Annotated in this window: 18 protein-coding genes and 1 pseudogene; 4 read left to right on the top strand and 15 right to left on the bottom strand. The window is 41.9% G+C overall.

The features are described from left to right. Nucleotides 1-16: 16 nt before the first annotated feature. From N4T56_RS01670 to N4T56_RS01625, 10 genes and pseudogenes are all read right to left on the bottom strand, one after another. The gene (locus tag N4T56_RS01670) at nucleotides 17-1468 is read right to left on the bottom strand and encodes a hypothetical protein (protein ID WP_261732014.1); all 1452 of its coding nucleotides are present in this window, start codon (nucleotides 1466-1468) and stop codon (nucleotides 17-19) included. A gap of 67 nt (nucleotides 1469-1535) precedes the next feature. Next, nucleotides 1536-2081 carry a hypothetical protein gene (locus N4T56_RS01665; RefSeq protein ID WP_261732013.1) on the bottom strand — a complete coding sequence of 182 codons (546 nt, stop codon included), beginning with the start codon at nucleotides 2079-2081 and terminating at the stop codon, nucleotides 1536-1538. A 40-nt stretch (nucleotides 2082-2121) separates the two neighbouring features. Next, the gene (locus N4T56_RS01660) at nucleotides 2122-2826 is read right to left on the bottom strand and encodes a hypothetical protein (protein ID WP_261732012.1); all 705 of its coding nucleotides are present in this window, start codon (nucleotides 2824-2826) and stop codon (nucleotides 2122-2124) included. A gap of 338 nt (nucleotides 2827-3164) precedes the next feature. Beyond that, nucleotides 3165-3905, bottom strand: coding sequence for a DUF481 domain-containing protein (locus tag N4T56_RS01655; protein WP_261732011.1), 741 nt, complete (start codon nucleotides 3903-3905; stop codon nucleotides 3165-3167). A gap of 136 nt (nucleotides 3906-4041) precedes the next feature. Continuing rightward, nucleotides 4042-5279, bottom strand: a pseudogene (locus N4T56_RS01650) (MATE family efflux transporter). A gap of 286 nt (nucleotides 5280-5565) precedes the next feature. Continuing rightward, on the bottom strand, nucleotides 5566-6630 hold the full coding sequence (gene fba / locus N4T56_RS01645; protein WP_261732010.1) for a class II fructose-bisphosphate aldolase: 1065 nt from the start codon (nucleotides 6628-6630) through the stop codon (nucleotides 5566-5568). Between the two features lie 149 nt (nucleotides 6631-6779). After that, a complete protein-coding gene (locus N4T56_RS01640) occupies nucleotides 6780-7955 on the bottom strand; it encodes a phosphoglycerate kinase (RefSeq protein ID WP_261732009.1) in 1176 nt (391 codons plus the stop codon). Nucleotides 7956-8036: 81 nt separating this feature from the next. Then, nucleotides 8037-9056 carry an erythrose-4-phosphate dehydrogenase gene (gene epd / locus N4T56_RS01635; protein ID WP_261732008.1) on the bottom strand — a complete coding sequence of 340 codons (1020 nt, stop codon included), beginning with the start codon at nucleotides 9054-9056 and terminating at the stop codon, nucleotides 8037-8039. 186 nt (nucleotides 9057-9242) lie between these two features. Then, a complete protein-coding gene (gene tkt, locus N4T56_RS01630) occupies nucleotides 9243-11237 on the bottom strand; it encodes a transketolase (RefSeq protein WP_261732007.1) in 1995 nt (664 codons plus the stop codon). 154 nt (nucleotides 11238-11391) lie between these two features. Beyond that, complete coding sequence (locus tag N4T56_RS01625) at nucleotides 11392-11547, bottom strand: hypothetical protein (RefSeq protein ID WP_261732006.1); 156 nt, start codon at nucleotides 11545-11547, stop codon at nucleotides 11392-11394. A gap of 229 nt (nucleotides 11548-11776) precedes the next feature. Between N4T56_RS01625 and metK the strand changes: the two genes are divergently transcribed. Then, complete coding sequence (gene metK, locus N4T56_RS01620; RefSeq protein WP_261732005.1) at nucleotides 11777-12928, top strand: methionine adenosyltransferase; 1152 nt, start codon at nucleotides 11777-11779, stop codon at nucleotides 12926-12928. 10 nt (nucleotides 12929-12938) lie between these two features. Continuing rightward, on the top strand, nucleotides 12939-13424 hold the full coding sequence (locus N4T56_RS01615) for a hypothetical protein (protein ID WP_261732004.1): 486 nt from the start codon (nucleotides 12939-12941) through the stop codon (nucleotides 13422-13424). Nucleotides 13425-13594: 170 nt separating this feature from the next. On the opposite strand, the gene N4T56_RS01610 is transcribed toward N4T56_RS01615, so the two are convergent. The 3 genes from N4T56_RS01610 to N4T56_RS01600 are packed head-to-tail and all read right to left on the bottom strand — an operon-like array spanning nucleotide 13595 to nucleotide 14742. Further along, nucleotides 13595-13957 carry a hypothetical protein gene (locus N4T56_RS01610; RefSeq protein WP_261732003.1) on the bottom strand — a complete coding sequence of 121 codons (363 nt, stop codon included), beginning with the start codon at nucleotides 13955-13957 and terminating at the stop codon, nucleotides 13595-13597. Then, entirely contained in the window at nucleotides 13957-14520 is a 564-nt protein-coding gene (locus N4T56_RS01605; RefSeq protein WP_261732002.1) for a GNAT family N-acetyltransferase, read from the bottom strand. The genes N4T56_RS01610 and N4T56_RS01605 overlap by 1 nt, the downstream gene beginning before the upstream one ends. Before the next feature lie 3 nt (nucleotides 14521-14523). Next, entirely contained in the window at nucleotides 14524-14742 is a 219-nt protein-coding gene (locus N4T56_RS01600) for a hypothetical protein (RefSeq protein WP_261732001.1), read from the bottom strand. Between the two features lie 123 nt (nucleotides 14743-14865). On the opposite strand from N4T56_RS01600, the gene N4T56_RS01595 reads away from it, so the two are divergent. Beyond that, nucleotides 14866-14988, top strand: coding sequence for a hypothetical protein (locus N4T56_RS01595; RefSeq protein WP_261732000.1), 123 nt, complete (start codon nucleotides 14866-14868; stop codon nucleotides 14986-14988). A 331-nt stretch (nucleotides 14989-15319) separates the two neighbouring features. Next, nucleotides 15320-15790, top strand: coding sequence for a transcriptional regulator ArgR (gene argR, locus N4T56_RS01590; RefSeq protein ID WP_238107637.1), 471 nt, complete (start codon nucleotides 15320-15322; stop codon nucleotides 15788-15790). Nucleotides 15791-15899: 109 nt separating this feature from the next. On the opposite strand, the gene N4T56_RS01585 is transcribed toward argR, so the two are convergent. Both N4T56_RS01585 and N4T56_RS01580 read right to left on the bottom strand, forming a co-directional pair. Continuing rightward, the gene (locus N4T56_RS01585) at nucleotides 15900-16838 is read right to left on the bottom strand and encodes a Dyp-type peroxidase (protein WP_261731999.1); all 939 of its coding nucleotides are present in this window, start codon (nucleotides 16836-16838) and stop codon (nucleotides 15900-15902) included. A 197-nt stretch (nucleotides 16839-17035) separates the two neighbouring features. Continuing rightward, complete coding sequence (locus N4T56_RS01580) at nucleotides 17036-18070, bottom strand: ABC transporter ATP-binding protein (protein WP_261731998.1); 1035 nt, start codon at nucleotides 18068-18070, stop codon at nucleotides 17036-17038.

Raw genomic sequence — 18070 nt, 5'->3', positions numbered from 1 at the left:
GACTCAACTTAAACGGTTAAGGTTCGACTTGGTGATGATCAACGACCTGAGTCTCTTCGTGTAAGTTACTGTCAGCTTCAGATGTAAAAGGTTGGATGTTATCAGGCAGTTTACTTTCGGTAATCTCAACAATATTTGAGCGATTCATCGTGACTTTGAAGCGAGCATACTCTGGTTGTTGCTTGCCATCTCGTAACACTGCAACAAGATTCACTTGATAGCGACGCTCAACAGATTCATTACTGATATTACCTTCAGACTCTTTATAGATTTTAGCTTTGCCGCGTTCTAAATGACGAGCAAATGGCACTAAGCTAAAGTTAACTTGTTCTTGAATTTCAGAATATCCGGCCTCAAAGGGTTTATTGGCCACTTTAGTGGCAATACGGTAATGCAACACCGTCGAGTCGACCTTATTTTGGCTATTTCGATGTTTCATGATTTCAGAGACGGTGCCAGGAATATCCTGTGAGCGCATAAACTCAAGCCAAACTAGCTGTTTAGCGACAATAGCTTGAGTGCTTGTGTCGCGTAAAATACGACTCCAACGTGGACGACCGCGTTGAATGAAACGCCACATGGCATTACGAAAGTCTTCTTTAAAGATTTCCCTGAAGCCATAAATCACTGCAAGCGTAAGGACAAGGGTTAGGGTTAGGCCATTAAAAAAGCCTTGGGCTTTAATAATTAACGCCGACACAACCAACATCACTAAACCGGTTGCAAGGCCTGTTACAAATTTTTTCAGCCCAACACCAAGTGGTTTTAGCTCTTCTTTTAATACCACGCCTTGTTGGATAAGGCGTCGCAGCAACAACATTTTATTTGATATCCGATTGGCATCTTGCTGGGTTTGCATCGAATTGTATTTACACACTTGTTCGCGATAATAATTTTCGCTCCGACATAAATCCAACACTTTATCTTTCACTTCGCTAAAGTCTGCGCTGCGAGGAGAATAAGCTAATATTTTAAGTAATTGTTGCTCACAAAACCAAGAAAGGTAATTATCTGCGTGTTCAAAATACGACTTCCACTTGGGATCGCTTGGTTCATTACGACGAAACTTTTTAAGTAATTGCATCACCACATCACACAGCTCGTCTAATGCCAGATAAAACTCACTGGCATCACTTTTTTGGCGCAGCTCTTTACCGTCAGTTTCGATCGCGACAGCAAATTGATAGGCAAATAAATTAAGGTATAAACGAAACTCTTCCATCGTCCGCTTGTTTAAACTAATAAAACGAGACTGAACGAGTGGCAGGTGCAACCCTTTAGAGTAATACGAACGACGGCCTAAAATACCACTGTGGTAATATTCTTCTTCATCGAGAGTGTGTGAACCGATCCCCATCTCTGTAGGTAAATAGAAGTACAAATCAAATGTACGCTGATCCCCTGGAGCCATTTGATGGCTAAATTTGATTGATAACGCTTCTTCTTGTTTTACTTTAACTTTTGCCACTGTTTTAAATTACATACCATTTAAAGTTTCACCGATGTTATCGATATTAACCTAAAGATGGATTTATTCAATGTGGCTGAGGCAGAACTGCCGGGATTATCTCACAAGACCAAATACTATTACTGGGTATAAATGTTAAAGTTGCCTGCAATTGGTCATCGTTAATACTGTTGAGTTGCACCTCTAGCGGTAAAGTTTCACCATTAATAAGTTGCGTTTCATCTACTGTTAACTCATTCAACAAATATCCAAGTAAGATACTGTCATCATTTAATTTTTTACTTTTTAGTTGCATTTGTAATTGGTAATTTAAAGCGCCAAAATCGACCTTAACCACATGTCCTTGCAACACAATCGATTCGGCTGGTAATGACTCATTACCTAAATGGTAACGCAAAGCAGCATATTGATTTTCAAGTGTGAAGGTTAACAATAATTCACTGACAACAGAGGAAGCAGCTTGGGTTTGTGGCAGGTCAAAATAACCATCGGCACGGCAAGACAAGTGCCATTCTTGATGCGAGGGAACAAAGCGTTCAAGCGCGTGAGTGAAAGTAAATAAGACGAACACCCACGTTAATACAAACAACAACTTGCCTCGCTTTGATTGCAATAATCGCCGCGCTCTTTTTCGCCACTTTACTCCTATTCGGTTAACCACAAATGAGCACCTTATGCAGCCATTCTTGAGTGATAAACGGTGAGTGCATGTCATTTACAGATAATTTAATATTTTTAAACTGCAATGATTGTGACTCAGATTGACTCAAAATAAAGCTCACATAATGACGATCTGTAGAAATCGCGGCGCTGATTGAGTTCCAACGTACATCATGGCACTGCTGTAATTGAGTGGATAAACAATCAGCATGCAAAATAGCATCTTGTGGGGATTGATTATCAAATACCGATAATTGCACCACTTGCCCATCTGCAGTGAGTACCTGCCTTATGACATCAGCTTTTGCAAATAACGGAGGATTAAGGTTAGACAACACAAACAGTAGCACGGCCAATAATGCCACAATAATAATCCCGTATTGTCCACAGGTCAGTAACCGGTTAGGTAAGTCGAGTATTTTAGTATGTTTGCCCTGGGTGGCAGGATAAAGAATGACACCTTGCTGTGGGATGTATTCTACAAGGTTTGAATGCTTGGCACATAAGTAATCAATAACATGATAAATAATGCCGACAAGTTCATTATGAGGTAATTGATGGGCACCGCTGTCAAGCACTACGGTTTGGAGCGCCGTTAATGGCACAACTTGCCCCCGATGCTGAACTAATTGTTCTAGCACCCAATATTCATGATCGTTCAAATGCCACTGAGTCGATTTTGCCTGATCAGTTAACAAACGTCGCTCTTTATCAAACCAACAACATCCTATTTGCATGGTACTGTCTCAGCGTCGCTACTGATAAAAAAGTATACTCCTAAACCCAAGCTAATTTGAATAAATGCCATGAAAACAAGCTAATAAGATTGTTATTACGTGAACCGCCCCCCGAATATGACGGTTTTATGAGCTATGTATCACTGGGGGGACAATAAAACGAATAATGCTAACAACATCCACTTTCTACGCTATGTCTGCAAGGAAAATCCCTAATGACATCATCCAACAACCCTACTCGCTCGAAACGCAGGCATAAAAAAAGCTGGCTAAGCCAGCTTCTTCACAATGACATTGGCTTAAAATGAATAAAGCAATGTCATGTTAGTTTCAGTGTCAGTGCTTTTCTTATCATCAAGCGGATCACTGTTATAACGAACAATTACAGCAAACTTCATCGCTAATGCGCCAATAATGTTAGCCGTTAACGAGGTTTCAGAGCGACCATCTAATTTTTCCCCCCAGTCAGCCACAAATTTTTGCTGAAACTTCGATGACTCACCGACTTTAGTTTGAAAGTCGACCACGGCATGAAGCACGACGCTGTCATCGCTGTCATAACCTTCGGCAAGAGCCGTTTCATCGTCAAGCTGCTGATAAATATAACCAGGACCAGCCTCAGCTTTTAATGACATTCTTTCTGTATCAATAAATCGATAACCGTAACCCGCAGAGGTTGTAGAGGTAAAATCGTAACCAGTGAATGGATCGACTTCATAGTTGGTGTTAGCAAACGCATAGCTAACATCATTTATTTGATAATCACCTTGTACGCCTAAAAAGTAGCGTTTTGCAGTGACTTCTTCGGTATCTTCTTTATATAACCCTTCTAACACATACTGGTTTTCCCAGTTGCCTAGCTCTTGCTTTAAGGCTAAGCGTGCTTTTAATGAAGAAGTATCAGTGTTACCTGTGGTTAATGTCGCACCTAACTCAGCTTCACCAGCAAAAGTGGCATCGCCTTCAACAAAATCACTTCCAGCGTGTGCTGCAAATGGCATGGTCAGTGTAATAGCTGCGGTAAGTAGCAGTTTATTCATGTCATTACGTCCTTAATTTACGATTTACAAATCGTTTAGATGGCTATCTAGTCTAAATTTGTAGGCATATTACCACTTTCAATGCTGGATTGACAAAAATGTGACCGTAATCAACATGAAACAACTTACATTAACATCAAGCAACTAGGCTTTTAGACTGCCAGCGACCACTGCGCCAGCGCCATAGCATCGCTAACCCTCTGACCCACTCATCTAATGCTAAAGCTGCCCAAATGCCTATCAAGCCAAACTCGTAGTGAATCCCTAATACGTACGCACCAGGAACCGCGATACACCACATAGAAAACACCCCCATAAAGAATGGGAACTTAGCATCACCACTGGCTCTTAAGGCATTAATCACAATAAGGTTAAACGTACGGCCAGGTTCCATCAATAACGTGAGGATGAATAACTGACCCACTAACAAGGCAATGTCGGTTTCATCAGTAAACAAAGCTACCAAATTTGGCCTAAAACCGCAGCAACTAACGCAACGACAGTGGTCACCATTAAACCTAACTTTAACGCGCGGTACATTTGATGTTCTGCCGCTTTGAGCTTTTTCGCACCCACCATGTGACCAATAATAATCTCGTTACCAATGCCGATAGAAAGGCCAAACAACAAAATAAACATACAAATTTGAAAATATAATGACTGCGCAGCAAGCGCCTTATCGCCCATTAAACCAACAAACGATGTCACCACCATAAATTGCAGCATCCACGACAAGTTTTCACCCGCAGCAGGTAAACCGATATGAAACACCTTTTTAAGCATCTTTGTTTCTGGTCGTAATATGCTTGGTATATGTAATTTTATGCCGGTATAACGCACAAACAACACCACCATAATAGTCCCCCCCACGAGACGCCCTGCAACCGTACTTATCGCGACGCCAGCAACACCCATTTGCGGTATGCCAAACCAACCGTAAAGCAGCAATAAGTTACCCACAAAAGTAATAATATTCATCGACAAAGTGACCCACATGGCTTGTTGAGTAAATCCATGAGCACGCATGCCTGCCGCTAAGCACATTGCCATGGCTTCAGGGATCAGACACAAGCCGACAATGTGTAGATACAACTTACCATCAGCCATTAACTCTGCGGGTAAATTCATTAAATTCAAAATAGTGGTAGAGCCTAATAAAATAGCGGCTGCGGCGACCAAACCCACTAAAAAGTTAAAACCAATAGACGAGTAGACCACTGCGCTGGCTGCGGATTTATTTTTTGAGCCTAAGTATTGGGTGATCACTACACTCGCGCCAATACTGACGAAACTAAATAACGTAATAGCCAGCTCAAACACCATATTACCGACAGATAACGCCGCTACGCCTTGGTAAGACACATGGCTGATCATAAAGGTATTAATGGCCGCCGTTAAAAAGTGCAAAGCAAAGTCAACGAACAAGAGCCAAGTTAATGAAAATAAGGATAAAGGCTTATCTGAACTGGAGTGCATGAGCTGTTCTACTGTGAGTGAAAAATGAAATATTGGTAGGGTTATAGCAATAAAACATGACATTTTTAGGGCGCAGATCATGCGTGATGAAGTTTAAAAAAACAACATTTTTCGTAATTTATTTACAAAAAAATGACTCGCTGGATTCAGTGAGCCATTTCATAATAATATCGACTAACTTGGTTTACATGATTTTTGGATCAAGTTCACCAGATTGATACGATTTATACATCGCTTGCAAAGACTTAGGCTTAATTTTAGACGCCATACCTGCACAACCAAATGCGTCATAACGAGTGGTACAAATGTCTGCCATTGCTTCCATCGATGCTTTTAAGAATTTACGAGGATCAAATTCCGCAGGATGTTCAGCTAAGAACTTACGGATAGCACCTGTTGAGGCTAAACGTAAATCGGTATCGATGTTCACTTTACGCACACCGTGCTTAATGCCTTCAACGATTTCTTCTAATGGTACACCGTAAGTTTCTGGGATCTCACCACCGTATTGGTTAATGATTTCTAACCACTCTTGCGGTACAGACGAAGAACCGTGCATAACCAAATGGGTGTTTGGAATACGTGCATGAATTTCTTTAATACGGTCAATTCGTAACACATCACCAGTCGGTTTACGGCTAAACTTGTATGCGCCATGGCTAGTACCAATCGCAATCGCTAATGCATCTACATGAGTGTCAGCAACAAAACGAGCCGCTTCTTCTGGAGTTGTAAGCATTTGATCCATGCTTAAAATACCTGCAGCACCCACGCCATCTTCTTCGCCTGCTTGGCCAGTTTCTAAACTGCCTAAACAGCCAATTTCACCTTCAACTGACACACCACATGCATGAGCAAATGCAACAGTACGACGAGTGACATCGACGTTGTATTCATACGATGCAGGAGTTTTACCGTCAGCCATTAACGAGCCATCCATCATTACAGATGACATGCCTAACTGAATTGAACGCTGACAAATATCAGGATCAGTACCGTGGTCTTGGTGAATACACACAGGAATATCAGGATACTGCTCAAGTGCAGCAGCCATAAGGTACTTTAAAAATTGTGGGCGAGCATATTTACGCGCACCAGCTGATGCTTGCACAATCACAGGGCTGTCTGTTGCTTCAGCGGCTTGCATAATTGCACGCATTTGCTCAAGGTTGTTTACGTTAAATGCAGGGACGCCATAATCATGCTCAGCAGCATGATCAAGTAGTTGTCGTAGAGAGATAAGAGCCATTTTGTTCTCCATTAATAGGGTGATTACTCACCTAGGTCGCTATCGTTTGGACGGATTTTTAACGCTGCCACAACCAAATTCCTTTAGGTAATAACAGCGCATTTTTTTATAATAATTATATTTTATTTACAATAACTTAAGACGTGAACTTAGGCGCCACGTTTTTCAAGCATTGCCACTGCGGGTAATTCTTTACCTTCTAAAAACTCAAGGAAAGCACCACCACCTGTAGAGATGTAAGACACTTTGTCAGCAATGTTATATTTATCTACCGCAGCTAGCGTGTCGCCGCCGCCCGCAATAGAAAATGCTTTTGACTCAGCAATCGCTTGCGCGATGCGTTTAGTACCTTCACCAAACTGATCAAACTCGAATACGCCCACAGAGCCATTCCAGACTATCGTACCGGCTTGTTCAATTATTTTTGCTAACGCGTCTGCGCTATCTGGACCAATATCAAATATCATATCGCCGTCGGTTACATCCGCAACTGATTTAAGTGTTGCCGCGGCTGTTGGGCTAAATTCACTCGCGACAACCACATCAGTTGGTACAGGAATGTCACCACCACGGCTTTGGGCGTTAGCCACAAGACGTTTAGCTTCTTCAACTAAATCGGCTTCATATAGTGATTTACCCACCTTATGGCCGGCAGCAGCAATAAAAGTATTGGCAATACCGCCACCCACAACCAGTTGGTCTACTTTAGTTGATAGGCTTTCTAATACTGTAAGCTTAGTTGATACTTTTGAGCCACCGACAATGGCCACCATTGGGCGCGCTGGATTATCAAGGGCTTTGCCTAGTGCATCAAGCTCTTGTGCTAATAACGGACCAGCACACGCCACCGGGGCATAGACACCAACACCATGGGTAGATGCTTGAGCACGATGCGCCGTACCAAATGCATCCATAACGTAAACATCACACAGTGCTGCCATTTTCTTGGCCAATGTGTCATCGTTTTTGCCTTCACCAGGATTAAAACGGACATTTTCAAAAACCACCACTTCACCAACATTAACCTCAACACCGTCAAGGTAGTCGCTCACGAGGCGCACTGGGCAATCTAATGCTTTTGCTAAGTAATCAACAACAGGCTGCATTGAGTATTCAGCATTAAACTCACCCTCTGTTGGGCGACCTAAATGCGACATCACCATCACGGCGGCGCCTTTTTGCAATGCAAGTTGAATGGTTGGCAACGACGCACGTAAACGCGCATCACTGGTCACCACACCGTCACTGACAGGCACATTTAAATCTTCACGAATAAGCACACGCTTATTTTGTAGATCTAAATCTGTCATATTAATAATTGCCATAATTAGCCTTTCCTTTTTAAGTTAAAAACAAAACTTAGACGTAACCGGTTTAATACCCATTACTGATAAATTCATTGAGCTCTATTGCACTTGTTTAGCTTGGATCATTGCTAAGCTCGTATCGAGCATGCGATTAGCAAAACCCCATTCGTTGTCGCACCATAATAATAATTTGACCAGGTGGCCGGCGCTGACACGGGTCTGAGTTCCATCGACAATACTCGAGCGCGGATCGTGGTTAAAGTCACACGACACTAACGGCTCGTCAGTATAGCCTAAAATACCATTAAAACTGCCGTTTGACGCAAGTTCTAATACTTTGTTGATTTGTTCAATATCGACTTTTTTATCGAGGGTGACCGATAAGTCGATCGCGGTCACATTAATGGTGGGAACCCTTACTGAGATCGCTTCAAACTTATCTTGCATGTGAGGCAAGATACGTTCAATACCACGGGCTAATTTGGTGTCTACAGGGATAATAGATTGCCCCGCTGCACGCGTACGGCGCAGGTCATCGTGGTAAGCGTCAATCACCTGTTGATCGTTCATTGCCGAATGGATAGTGGTTATTGCACCGCTTTTAACCTCAAAATGCCTATCGAGCACATCAATAACCGGCACAATACAATTGGTGGTGCATGACGCATTTGAAATAACAGTGTGTTCAGGGCGCAATAAATCATGATTAACACCATAAACAATAGTGCCATCAACATCGGCAGACGATGGATGACTGATCAACACTTGTTTAGCCCCCGCTTGAATGTGCGCTTCGCAAGCTTGGCGGTCGATTAAGCTACCAGTGGCTTCATATACAATATCAATATCAAGATCGCGCCAGGGCAATAAACTCGCATCAGCTTGATTAAACAATTGGATATTGTCATCGCCAATCAACAGCTTATCGCCATCGAGGCGGACAGTGTGCTTAAAGCGTCCGTGGGTTGTATCGTACTGTGTAAGATGACAAATGGCTTCAGGTTTGGCGAGTTCATTAATCGCGACAATCTGAATTTGCTGGCGTTTACCCGACTCGTACAATGCACGAAGAATTGAGCGGCCAATTCGACCATATCCATTAATTGCAACTCGAATCATTTAGGATTCAGAGTAATTAACCTAAGCACATGTTATTAAGACAGTTATATAAAAAGCCGAAACATGAGTAACTTAGCATATTATTTTTGTGAAATTGCAGCCATAAAAAAAACGACCTACAATAGCATTGCAGGTCGTTATTATACAGATTAAACACTTAATAGATAAGTGTTTAATGGCAAGCGATTATCCTAAAGACTGGACAGTTTTTACGACATTATCAACAGTGAAGCCGAAATGCTTAAGTAAGTCACCGCCTGGAGCAGACTCACCAAAGGTGGTCATGCCCACTACGCCGCCGTCAAAGCCAACATACTTGTACCAAAAGTCGGTATGAGCAGCTTCGATTGCAACGCGTTTAGTCACCGCTTTTGGTAATACAGACTCTTTATAAGCTGCATCTTGCTTGTCAAATTCAGTTGTTGATGGCATAGATACCACACGCACTTTTTGACCAAGCTTAGTTAACTCAGCAGCAGAATCCATCGCTAATTGCACTTCACTGCCGGTAGCAATCAAAATCACTTCTGCGGTGCCTTCACAATCAGACAGTACATAACCACCTTTAGCGACATTTGCTAATTGCTCGGCAGTACGTGCTTGGGCTTTAAGACCTTGGCGGCTAAAGATTAATGATGTTGGTGCATCACGACGTTCAATCGCAGCCTTCCAAGATACTGCGGTTTCAGCCGCATCACATGGACGCCATACCGCCATATTGGGGGTTAAACGTAAGTTTGCAAGTTGCTCAACAGGTTGATGAGTAGGATCATCTTCACCTTGACCGATAGAGTCATGGGTATAAACGAAAATGTTTTGAATGCCCATTAATGCTGACATACGGACTGCATTACGTGCATATTCCATGAACATCATGAAGGTCGCGCCATAGTTAATAAAACCACCATGCAAAGATGCGCCGTTCATAATGCCACTCATGCCAAATTCACGCACACCGTAATAAATGTAGTTACCAGCAGGATCATCTTGAATGCCTTTTGAACCAGACCAAAGCGTTAGGTTTGAACCCGCTAAGTCGGCGCTGCCGCCTAATAGTTCTGGCAACATTGCACCAAAGAAACCAATAGCATTTTGTGAAGCTTTACGGCTGGCAATGCCTTCCGCTTTTTCTTGGCATTCTTGGATATAAGCTTGTGCTTTTGCTTCAAAATCAGCAGGTAAATCACCATTTAATACACGGCGTTCGTATTCAGCAGCTAATTCAGGAAATGCCGCCTGGTATGCAGCAAACTTGTCATTCCATAATGCTTCGTTCGCCACACCTTTTTGCTTAGCATCCCAACCTGAATATACGTCAGATGGAATATCAAACGGCGCATGTGGCCAGTTTAAAAATTCGCGTGCAGCAGCAATTTCGGCATCACCTAATGGTGCGCCGTGACAATCATGGCTGCCAGATTTATTTGGTGAACCAAAACCAATAATGGTTTTGCAGCAAATCATAGATGGCTTATCAGTCACTGATTTAGCTTCTTCAATGGCTGCATGGATTGCGTCTGGGTCATGACCATCAACACCAGCAATAACATGCCAGCCGTATGATTCAAAACGCTTAGGAGTGTCGTCAGTGAACCAACCTTCAACATGACCATCGATAGAAATACCGTTGTCATCCCAAAATGCCACTAACTTACCTAGGCCTAAGGTTCCTGCTAATGAACTGGCTTCGTGTGAAATACCTTCCATTAAGCAGCCATCACCTAAGAAACAATAAGTGTAGTGGTCAACAATGTCGTGACCTGGGCGGTTGAACTGGGCTGCTAAGGTTTTTTCCGCAATCGCCATACCCACTGCGTTGCTGATACCAGCGCCTAAAGGACCCGTTGTGGTTTCAACACCAGGCGTGTAACCAAACTCTGGGTGCCCCGGCGTTTTAGAGTGTAACTGACGGAATTGCTTTAGCTCTTCAATGGGTAATTCATAACCAGATAAATGCAGTAAAGAGTAAATAAGCATTGAACCGTGACCGTTTGATAAAATGAAACGATCGCGATCAGCCCAGTTTGGGTTAGTCGGGTTATGCTTTAGAAAATCGTTCCATAGCACTTCTGCGATATCAGCCATCCCCATTGGTGCACCTGGGTGACCAGAGTTAGCTTTTTGAACCGCGTCCATACTTAAGGCGCGAATGGCATTAGCGAGTACTTTACGAGAAGACATGCTCTCTCCTGCTTGTTTGTGAGATCTAACGGCAATTGTGGATAGGCATTTTCCCCTACTAGGCGGTGGGACGCAAATTAAAATTTTTCCGGTTGTTTTTTATGGGTGCCGACGATGATGTTTGTTGCACGCGGCTTTGCATGCTCCTACAGATTTAACTTAAGTTAGCAATAAATCCGCTGTCGATATCTAGTGCAATTAGCAGTAATGATTTGTTGACACTGACACAATTAATTAAAGAAATTTGATGGATTAAGCCGTCTATTTTCACTACTAAAATCACATTATTAGTAAAAAAATTGTCTAACATTTACCATCCCACTGACATAAAAAACCATAATAATACTCATTAAATAGCTACAATTCAGATAGTTAATCTATTTTTACTCAAACCCAAAATCCAAAATCTAAAATAGATTGCTGATGTATTGCACAATTCTTAGGTTAAATTCGTATTAGGGGGGTGTTATCGATTTCGATTTCGATTAAAATAGACGTCTAGACGTATATTCAAATGCAACCAACGAGATTTTCCAATTATGGCAAAGCACTTGTTTACCTCTGAGTCGGTCTCAGAAGGTCATCCAGATAAAATCGCCGATCAGATTTCTGATGCGGTATTAGACGCAATCCTTGAGCAAGATCCTAAAGCTCGTGTTGCGTGCGAAACATATGTCAAAACAGGCATGGTATTAGTGGGCGGCGAAGTCACCACTTCTGCTTGGGTCGATATTGAAGAAATTACCCGTAAAACCGTGCGTGAAATTGGCTACACCCATTCAGATATGGGGTTTGATGCTGATTCATGTGCAGTATTAAACGCCATTGGTAAGCAGTCTCCGGATATTAACCAAGGCGTTGACCGCAGCGATCCTGCAGAACAGGGCGCAGGCGATCAGGGCTTAATGTTTGGTTATGCCAGCAATGAAACTGATGTATTAATGCCAGCACCGATTACTTATGCGCACAAATTAGTGAAGCGTCAGTCAGAAGTGCGTAAAGACGGCACATTACCTTGGTTACGCCCAGATGCAAAAAGCCAAGTTACTTTTGCATACGATGAAGGCAAAATTATCGGTATTGATGCAATTGTGTTATCAACACAACACCGTGAAGACGTTACTCAATCTGATTTGATTGAAGCCGTAATGGAAACCATCATCAAGCCAGTATTACCTGCTCAATGGTTAAATAAAGACACCAAATACTTTATTAACCCTACAGGTCGCTTTGTCATTGGTGGTCCTGTTGGCGATTGCGGTCTAACGGGTCGTAAAATCATCGTTGACACCTACGGCGGCATGGCGCGTCATGGTGGTGGTGCTTTCTCTGGTAAAGACCCATCAAAAGTTGACCGTAGTGCAGCTTATGCAGCACGTTATGTGGCTAAAAACATTGTCGCAGCCGGTCTTGCTGATCGTTGTGAGCTGCAAGTGTCTTACGCTATTGGTGTTGCAGAGCCAACATCTATCAGTATCGAAACCTTCGGTACTGGTAAAGTGTCTGAAGAAGTATTGATTAAGTTAGTGCGTCAACATTTCGAACTACGTCCATATGGCTTAACCGCAATGTTAGATTTGGCGCGTCCGATCTATCAACAAACTGCAGCTTATGGCCACTTTGGCCGCGATATCTTCCCTTGGGAAGTGACAGACAAAGCTGAAATATTACGTGCAGATGCCGGTTTATAATTAATCTTGCATGGTTGTAAAAAAACCGCCTGATGGCGGTTTTTTGTTTCTTCAAATAAAGTCAAAACTAATGATTAAAGCAGACTGGTTAAATACTGACCTACTGAGTGGAAGTAAGGATTGTGCTGATAGGCTAGCTCAAATAAAACAGTGGTCAGCACTAAAGCTTTTTTATCGCCAGCATATGCCCTATGCAAGGGTATCCGTGAAAGAATCTGTTGCAGTTATTCGCCAATATCACGCCCCTGTTCTGGCGGATAATAAACCATCGTCAATGGCGCAAGCTATCACGACACAAACCTTAACAGGTTCAAACAAGGCATTAAGTTCACCCGCTACAATCATTGCAGCAGTCAGAATCAAAACTGTAGGGCAGTTTCAACTAATCAACGGCGTATTAGTTGAACCAGACTCCCGTGGCAAAGGTATCGCGAGCGATTTGTTCAACTTCATAAACCCGCATTTAATTGATAAAAAATGCTTTTTTATTTACTGAGGTAATACTGCAGCCTTTGTATCAAAAACAACAATTTAATTTAGTGACACCACAACAAACCAATCAAGTTCCCGCTGAGATTATCCAGCTGTATCAGCGTTACCATAGCGATCAGCGCCCCCTCGTCATAATGCAACTATGTCGCACTCTTTAGGGTGAACGGTATAAACTTAACAATGATCAAAGTGGGCACTTTCAATACACATAAAACCCACTTGCTGCATTGACATCACAGGCACCGTAACTAAAGTCACCGATGCCACATCAATCTGCTCAAGTTCAATTTTCGTCATTAATACAATCGGGTCGGCATAAGAGTTACAAAGCCCGCAATATAACCAGCGATCAGCCCATTGCACAAAATAACCACGATTAACCTGCTCATTGGCAGCTGATGCTAACAGATTAGCCTCTATGCATTGATACCGCTCACCAGCTTCGGTTAGCACAGCTGCAATTAATTTCATATTATCAAAAGCCGCCAACCGCAATGCTAAATAGGGGCTAAACAGGGCTTCAAAATTCGTCGTCATTAGTTTGCCTCAGTAGATTGATGAGTGTCAGTGACCAGTAACTGATAATCACGTTGCTCAAATGTAAAATCTTCAAGCACATGCATAGCAGCTTTGTTTTTATGCGCCGCAAGCGAACGTACATTATCAGCTGAAATAAACGTCACCATAAACGGGTAAGTGGCTTTTACCTGATGCTTAAGCTCATTCACTAAGGCTTCAAATATTCCCTGGCCTCGGTAAGATGGGTTAATCCAAACAGGTCCGTATTGGCAAGTGTTTGTGGTTAATAATGCACAGCCGTATGCATCAGCAAATTTAATCCGTTGAATAATGTGGCGATACAGTGGTTGAGATGAAAAAAACGCCCACTTAGCCGCCACAACATAACCAATAATTTTCCCTTGATCCTCTGCAACCACCAACCAGTGAAGATTGATTAACGTTTTTACCTCGTTAAGAGTAAAAGAATGCGCATGCAATGCTGCCGCAGGCTGACTCAGCTCGTCATTAATATGCTTACGCTCTAATTGCACAATAGCTGCTGCGTCAGTTAATGCGCCTTTACGGATAGTGAATAACAATGATTATTCCTTTGGGTTGTCTGACGTCGGTTGATTTCGTGCCCACTCAAACACAAGCGCCACAGGTAATGGGGACATAATTAATGTACCAACGCCTATCAATGATGCAACGACTAACATGCCGCTCACTTGTTGGGCTACATCAGTCTGCCAATACAAGAAAATGCCAACTAATAACATAACAATGCCAATAAAATGCAGTACTTTTAGCAGTTTGATCATATACGTACTCATTACAGGTTAAATTGTGTTAATTAAACCAACAAAAGAGGGACATTATCAGCCTAAATGTATTCTAGCAGTAGCAGAATCACCGCTATTTTTTATTATAAGAGCATTCGCCGCATGATAAAGCCTATTCTTTGTGCCGTGGGATTACTTTTTGGCGTTAGCGTTTATCAAACTCAACCGCATGGTGCCACCATGAAAGCTTGTATTGATAATCTTATGGCGCAAGAAGCTAATTAATGCAGGCGATATCATTAGTAAAACACGTCGATATTTCAAAAGGTAAGCTTAACTTACTGGCTGCCAACGGTGACACTTTACTGGTATAAACTAAACACACTGGCTAACAATACACATCATCTAAATCATAAGGCATATCAGCCTATCAGCTTTGCCTTATGTTCACGGCTAGGCGTAAAGTGTCAGCATAAAGTTCCACTTTGCAAATGAATTTTTATTCAAGAAATCTGATTCGTTGTTGACTTAATCAGGCAATCTATTCAAAATGAACTCGTTTTTTTGAATAACAATTATAATTTTTTATATAACAACGATAAGATGAATTTTCACTATGCCAGCGACAAAAAATCAGGATGAGCTCGTAAAAACCTTTAAAGCGATTCTAAAAGAAGAACGTTTTGGAAGCCAAAGCGAGATTGTTAATGCGCTACAAACCGAAGGATTCGGTAATATTAATCAATCTAAAGTGTCGCGCATGCTTAGTAAATTTGGCGCGGTACGTACCCGCAATGCCAAACAAGAGATGGTATATTGCCTTCCAGCTGAACTCGGGGTGCCCACTGCTGGCAGCCCATTGAAAAACCTCGTGCTAGACGTCGATCATAACCAAGCTATGATTGTGGTACGCACCAGCCCAGGAGCAGCACAATTGATTGCCCGTTTACTCGATTCAATAGGTAAACCAGAAGGAATTTTAGGTACAATTGCAGGCGATGATACTATTTTTATCTGCCCAGCCAGTATCAAAACAATTGATGACACGCTTGAGACCGTTAAATCACTATTTAATTACAGCGAATAAAAACGCGATTTAAGCGATTAAATATTCAGCGCTATATTTCACAACGTGATCGCTATCCTAAATAAAAAAGCAATGCCTTGGCATTGCTTTTTTATTATCTTATCGAGTGCTATGCATCATCAAATTGAGTTAAAAAATCAAGTGATGGCACAAAGAAAGAAGAGCCTGTTAGCGCTTTAGTAAATAGCATTAAATGGTCGTGATTACCGTGAGCATCACCATGCACCATACTGCGTAACATTTTCTCAAAATGCTCAGGTGTACGACACACAGAAATAAACACTAATCCCTGCTCTTTTATCGAACCATAAGGCATGCTTTGACGTAAAATCTCAAGCGATTGGCCTTGGTCATCTTTGAGGTTTACTCGTTTAGTGTGGCTGGTAAGCGGCTTATCTTCAGACGCATATTCAATATCGTCAACCTTAGTACGGCCGTAAATATTTTCTTGTTTTTTAAGGGGTAAACGGTGCCATTTACTTAAATTATGCTTGTACTTTTGTACGTGAACATAACTGCCTGAAGTAAATTCGGCGTCTTCATTACCCACTAATGCCACTTCTTGGCGATGACGACCTTTAGGGTTTTCGGTACCATCAACAAAACCCGTTAAATCTCGGCTGTCCATGAAACGGAAACCACGCTCTTCATCAACAAGCTCAACCAAGTCTTCAAACATTTGGTTAATCTCATTGGCAACTAAATGCAAAATATCGTAACGGTCACAGCGGATATGCACAAAAATATCATATTCTATTGCCGGTGCATCACGGTTACCTTCATTCATAGCCGGAAATGGCTTTAATAATGCTGGGCGAGCTTGAGGATAAAAGGTGTCCCAAAAATTAGCACCAATACCTACAAAGCCATTAAAAGCGCTGTCAGCATATTGGTCCGTGAGTTCGTAAATGTATTGCGCCACATTGGCAATTGAAGGGCGTAATTGTTCTTCTACACCATCGAGGGCGTTAAACATTAAATACACACTGTGTAAATTACCTTCAGCGCAAATCCCTAATTGTTCACGAGGCATAACTTGGTTACCCATATTTACTCATCCACCTTAATACTTTATGTCGGCCTAAATGCTTATAACTTAACAATTTGATCATATTTTATTTAATACCATTAAGCCAAAGCACTTTAGCTTAAATATAAACAAATTACTTGATGTACTCTCACATTTAAATCAATAACTGCCTTAGTTGGATAATTTTTATCAGTAGAAACTAATAAACTTTAACATTATTCACTAAACACCACTAACTGATGTTCTGGAATAACTAACTGCACTCGCTGTCCAATGTTAAAATTCATCATTGGGCTGTTAATTTCTAAAAACACCTCATGTTGTAAAACATGATAATGGCAAACAGAGCCTAAAAAGCGCCTTTCGATAATTTTAGCGTCACCTTTGTCATTGGCTTGTAGCAAGATTTGCTGCGGTCTTAATAATAGCTTCCCTTTAGAACCGATAGTATGAGGTAGAGCTGTCGTACTAATGATAATCCCTAGAGGTGAATCAACTTGTTGTTCAGCGGTTACCGTGACATCGAGATAATTTGTGATCCCTAAAAAGTCGGCAACGTAGTGACTGTTTGGGGTTGAATATAAAGTTTCTGCAGCGCCATGTTGCACTATCCTCCCTTGTTCAAACAACGCTAATTGATCTGCAAAAACAAAAGCTTCGTCTTTACTGTGAGTGACAAACACTGCACTGACATTACGCTGTTTTAAAATGGCACGGATTTCTAGCATCATCTCATGGCGCACCTGAGCATCGATATTAGAAAAAGGCTCATCTAGTAACATGAGCTCTGGCTCATATGCCAAAGCTCGCGCAATAGACACTCGCTGCTGTTGTCCACCAGAGAGTTCATGAGGATAACGCTCCCCAAGCCCAGTTAACTTAACCAGTTCAAGCATGTCCTCTAATCTTGTTTGGCGCTCAAGCTTATTTAAGCCTTTTACTCCAAATAAAATATTGTCAGCAACCGTTAAATGAGGAAATAAGGCATAATCTTGAAAAATCATCCCCACGCCTCGTTGCTCACTGGCAACGAAAACGCCATCACCACTGAGCACCTGCCCATTAATGCTAATGCTACCTTCACTGATGGCCTGTAACCCCGCTATCGCTTTTAACAATGTGGTTTTACCGCAGCCACTGGGACCCAATAACGCGACAATTTCGCCTTGTTGTAGGGTTAAATCTAACTGCTTTAATATCACCTGTCCCTGGTAATCACTGGTGACATTATGAATAGATAAAGTAGACAT

Origin of the sequence: Shewanella phaeophyticola (assembly GCF_025398315.1) — a bacterium.
GTDB lineage: Bacteria > Pseudomonadota > Gammaproteobacteria > Enterobacterales > Shewanellaceae > Shewanella > Shewanella phaeophyticola.
This window is presented reverse-complemented; position numbering and strand designations above follow the sequence as displayed.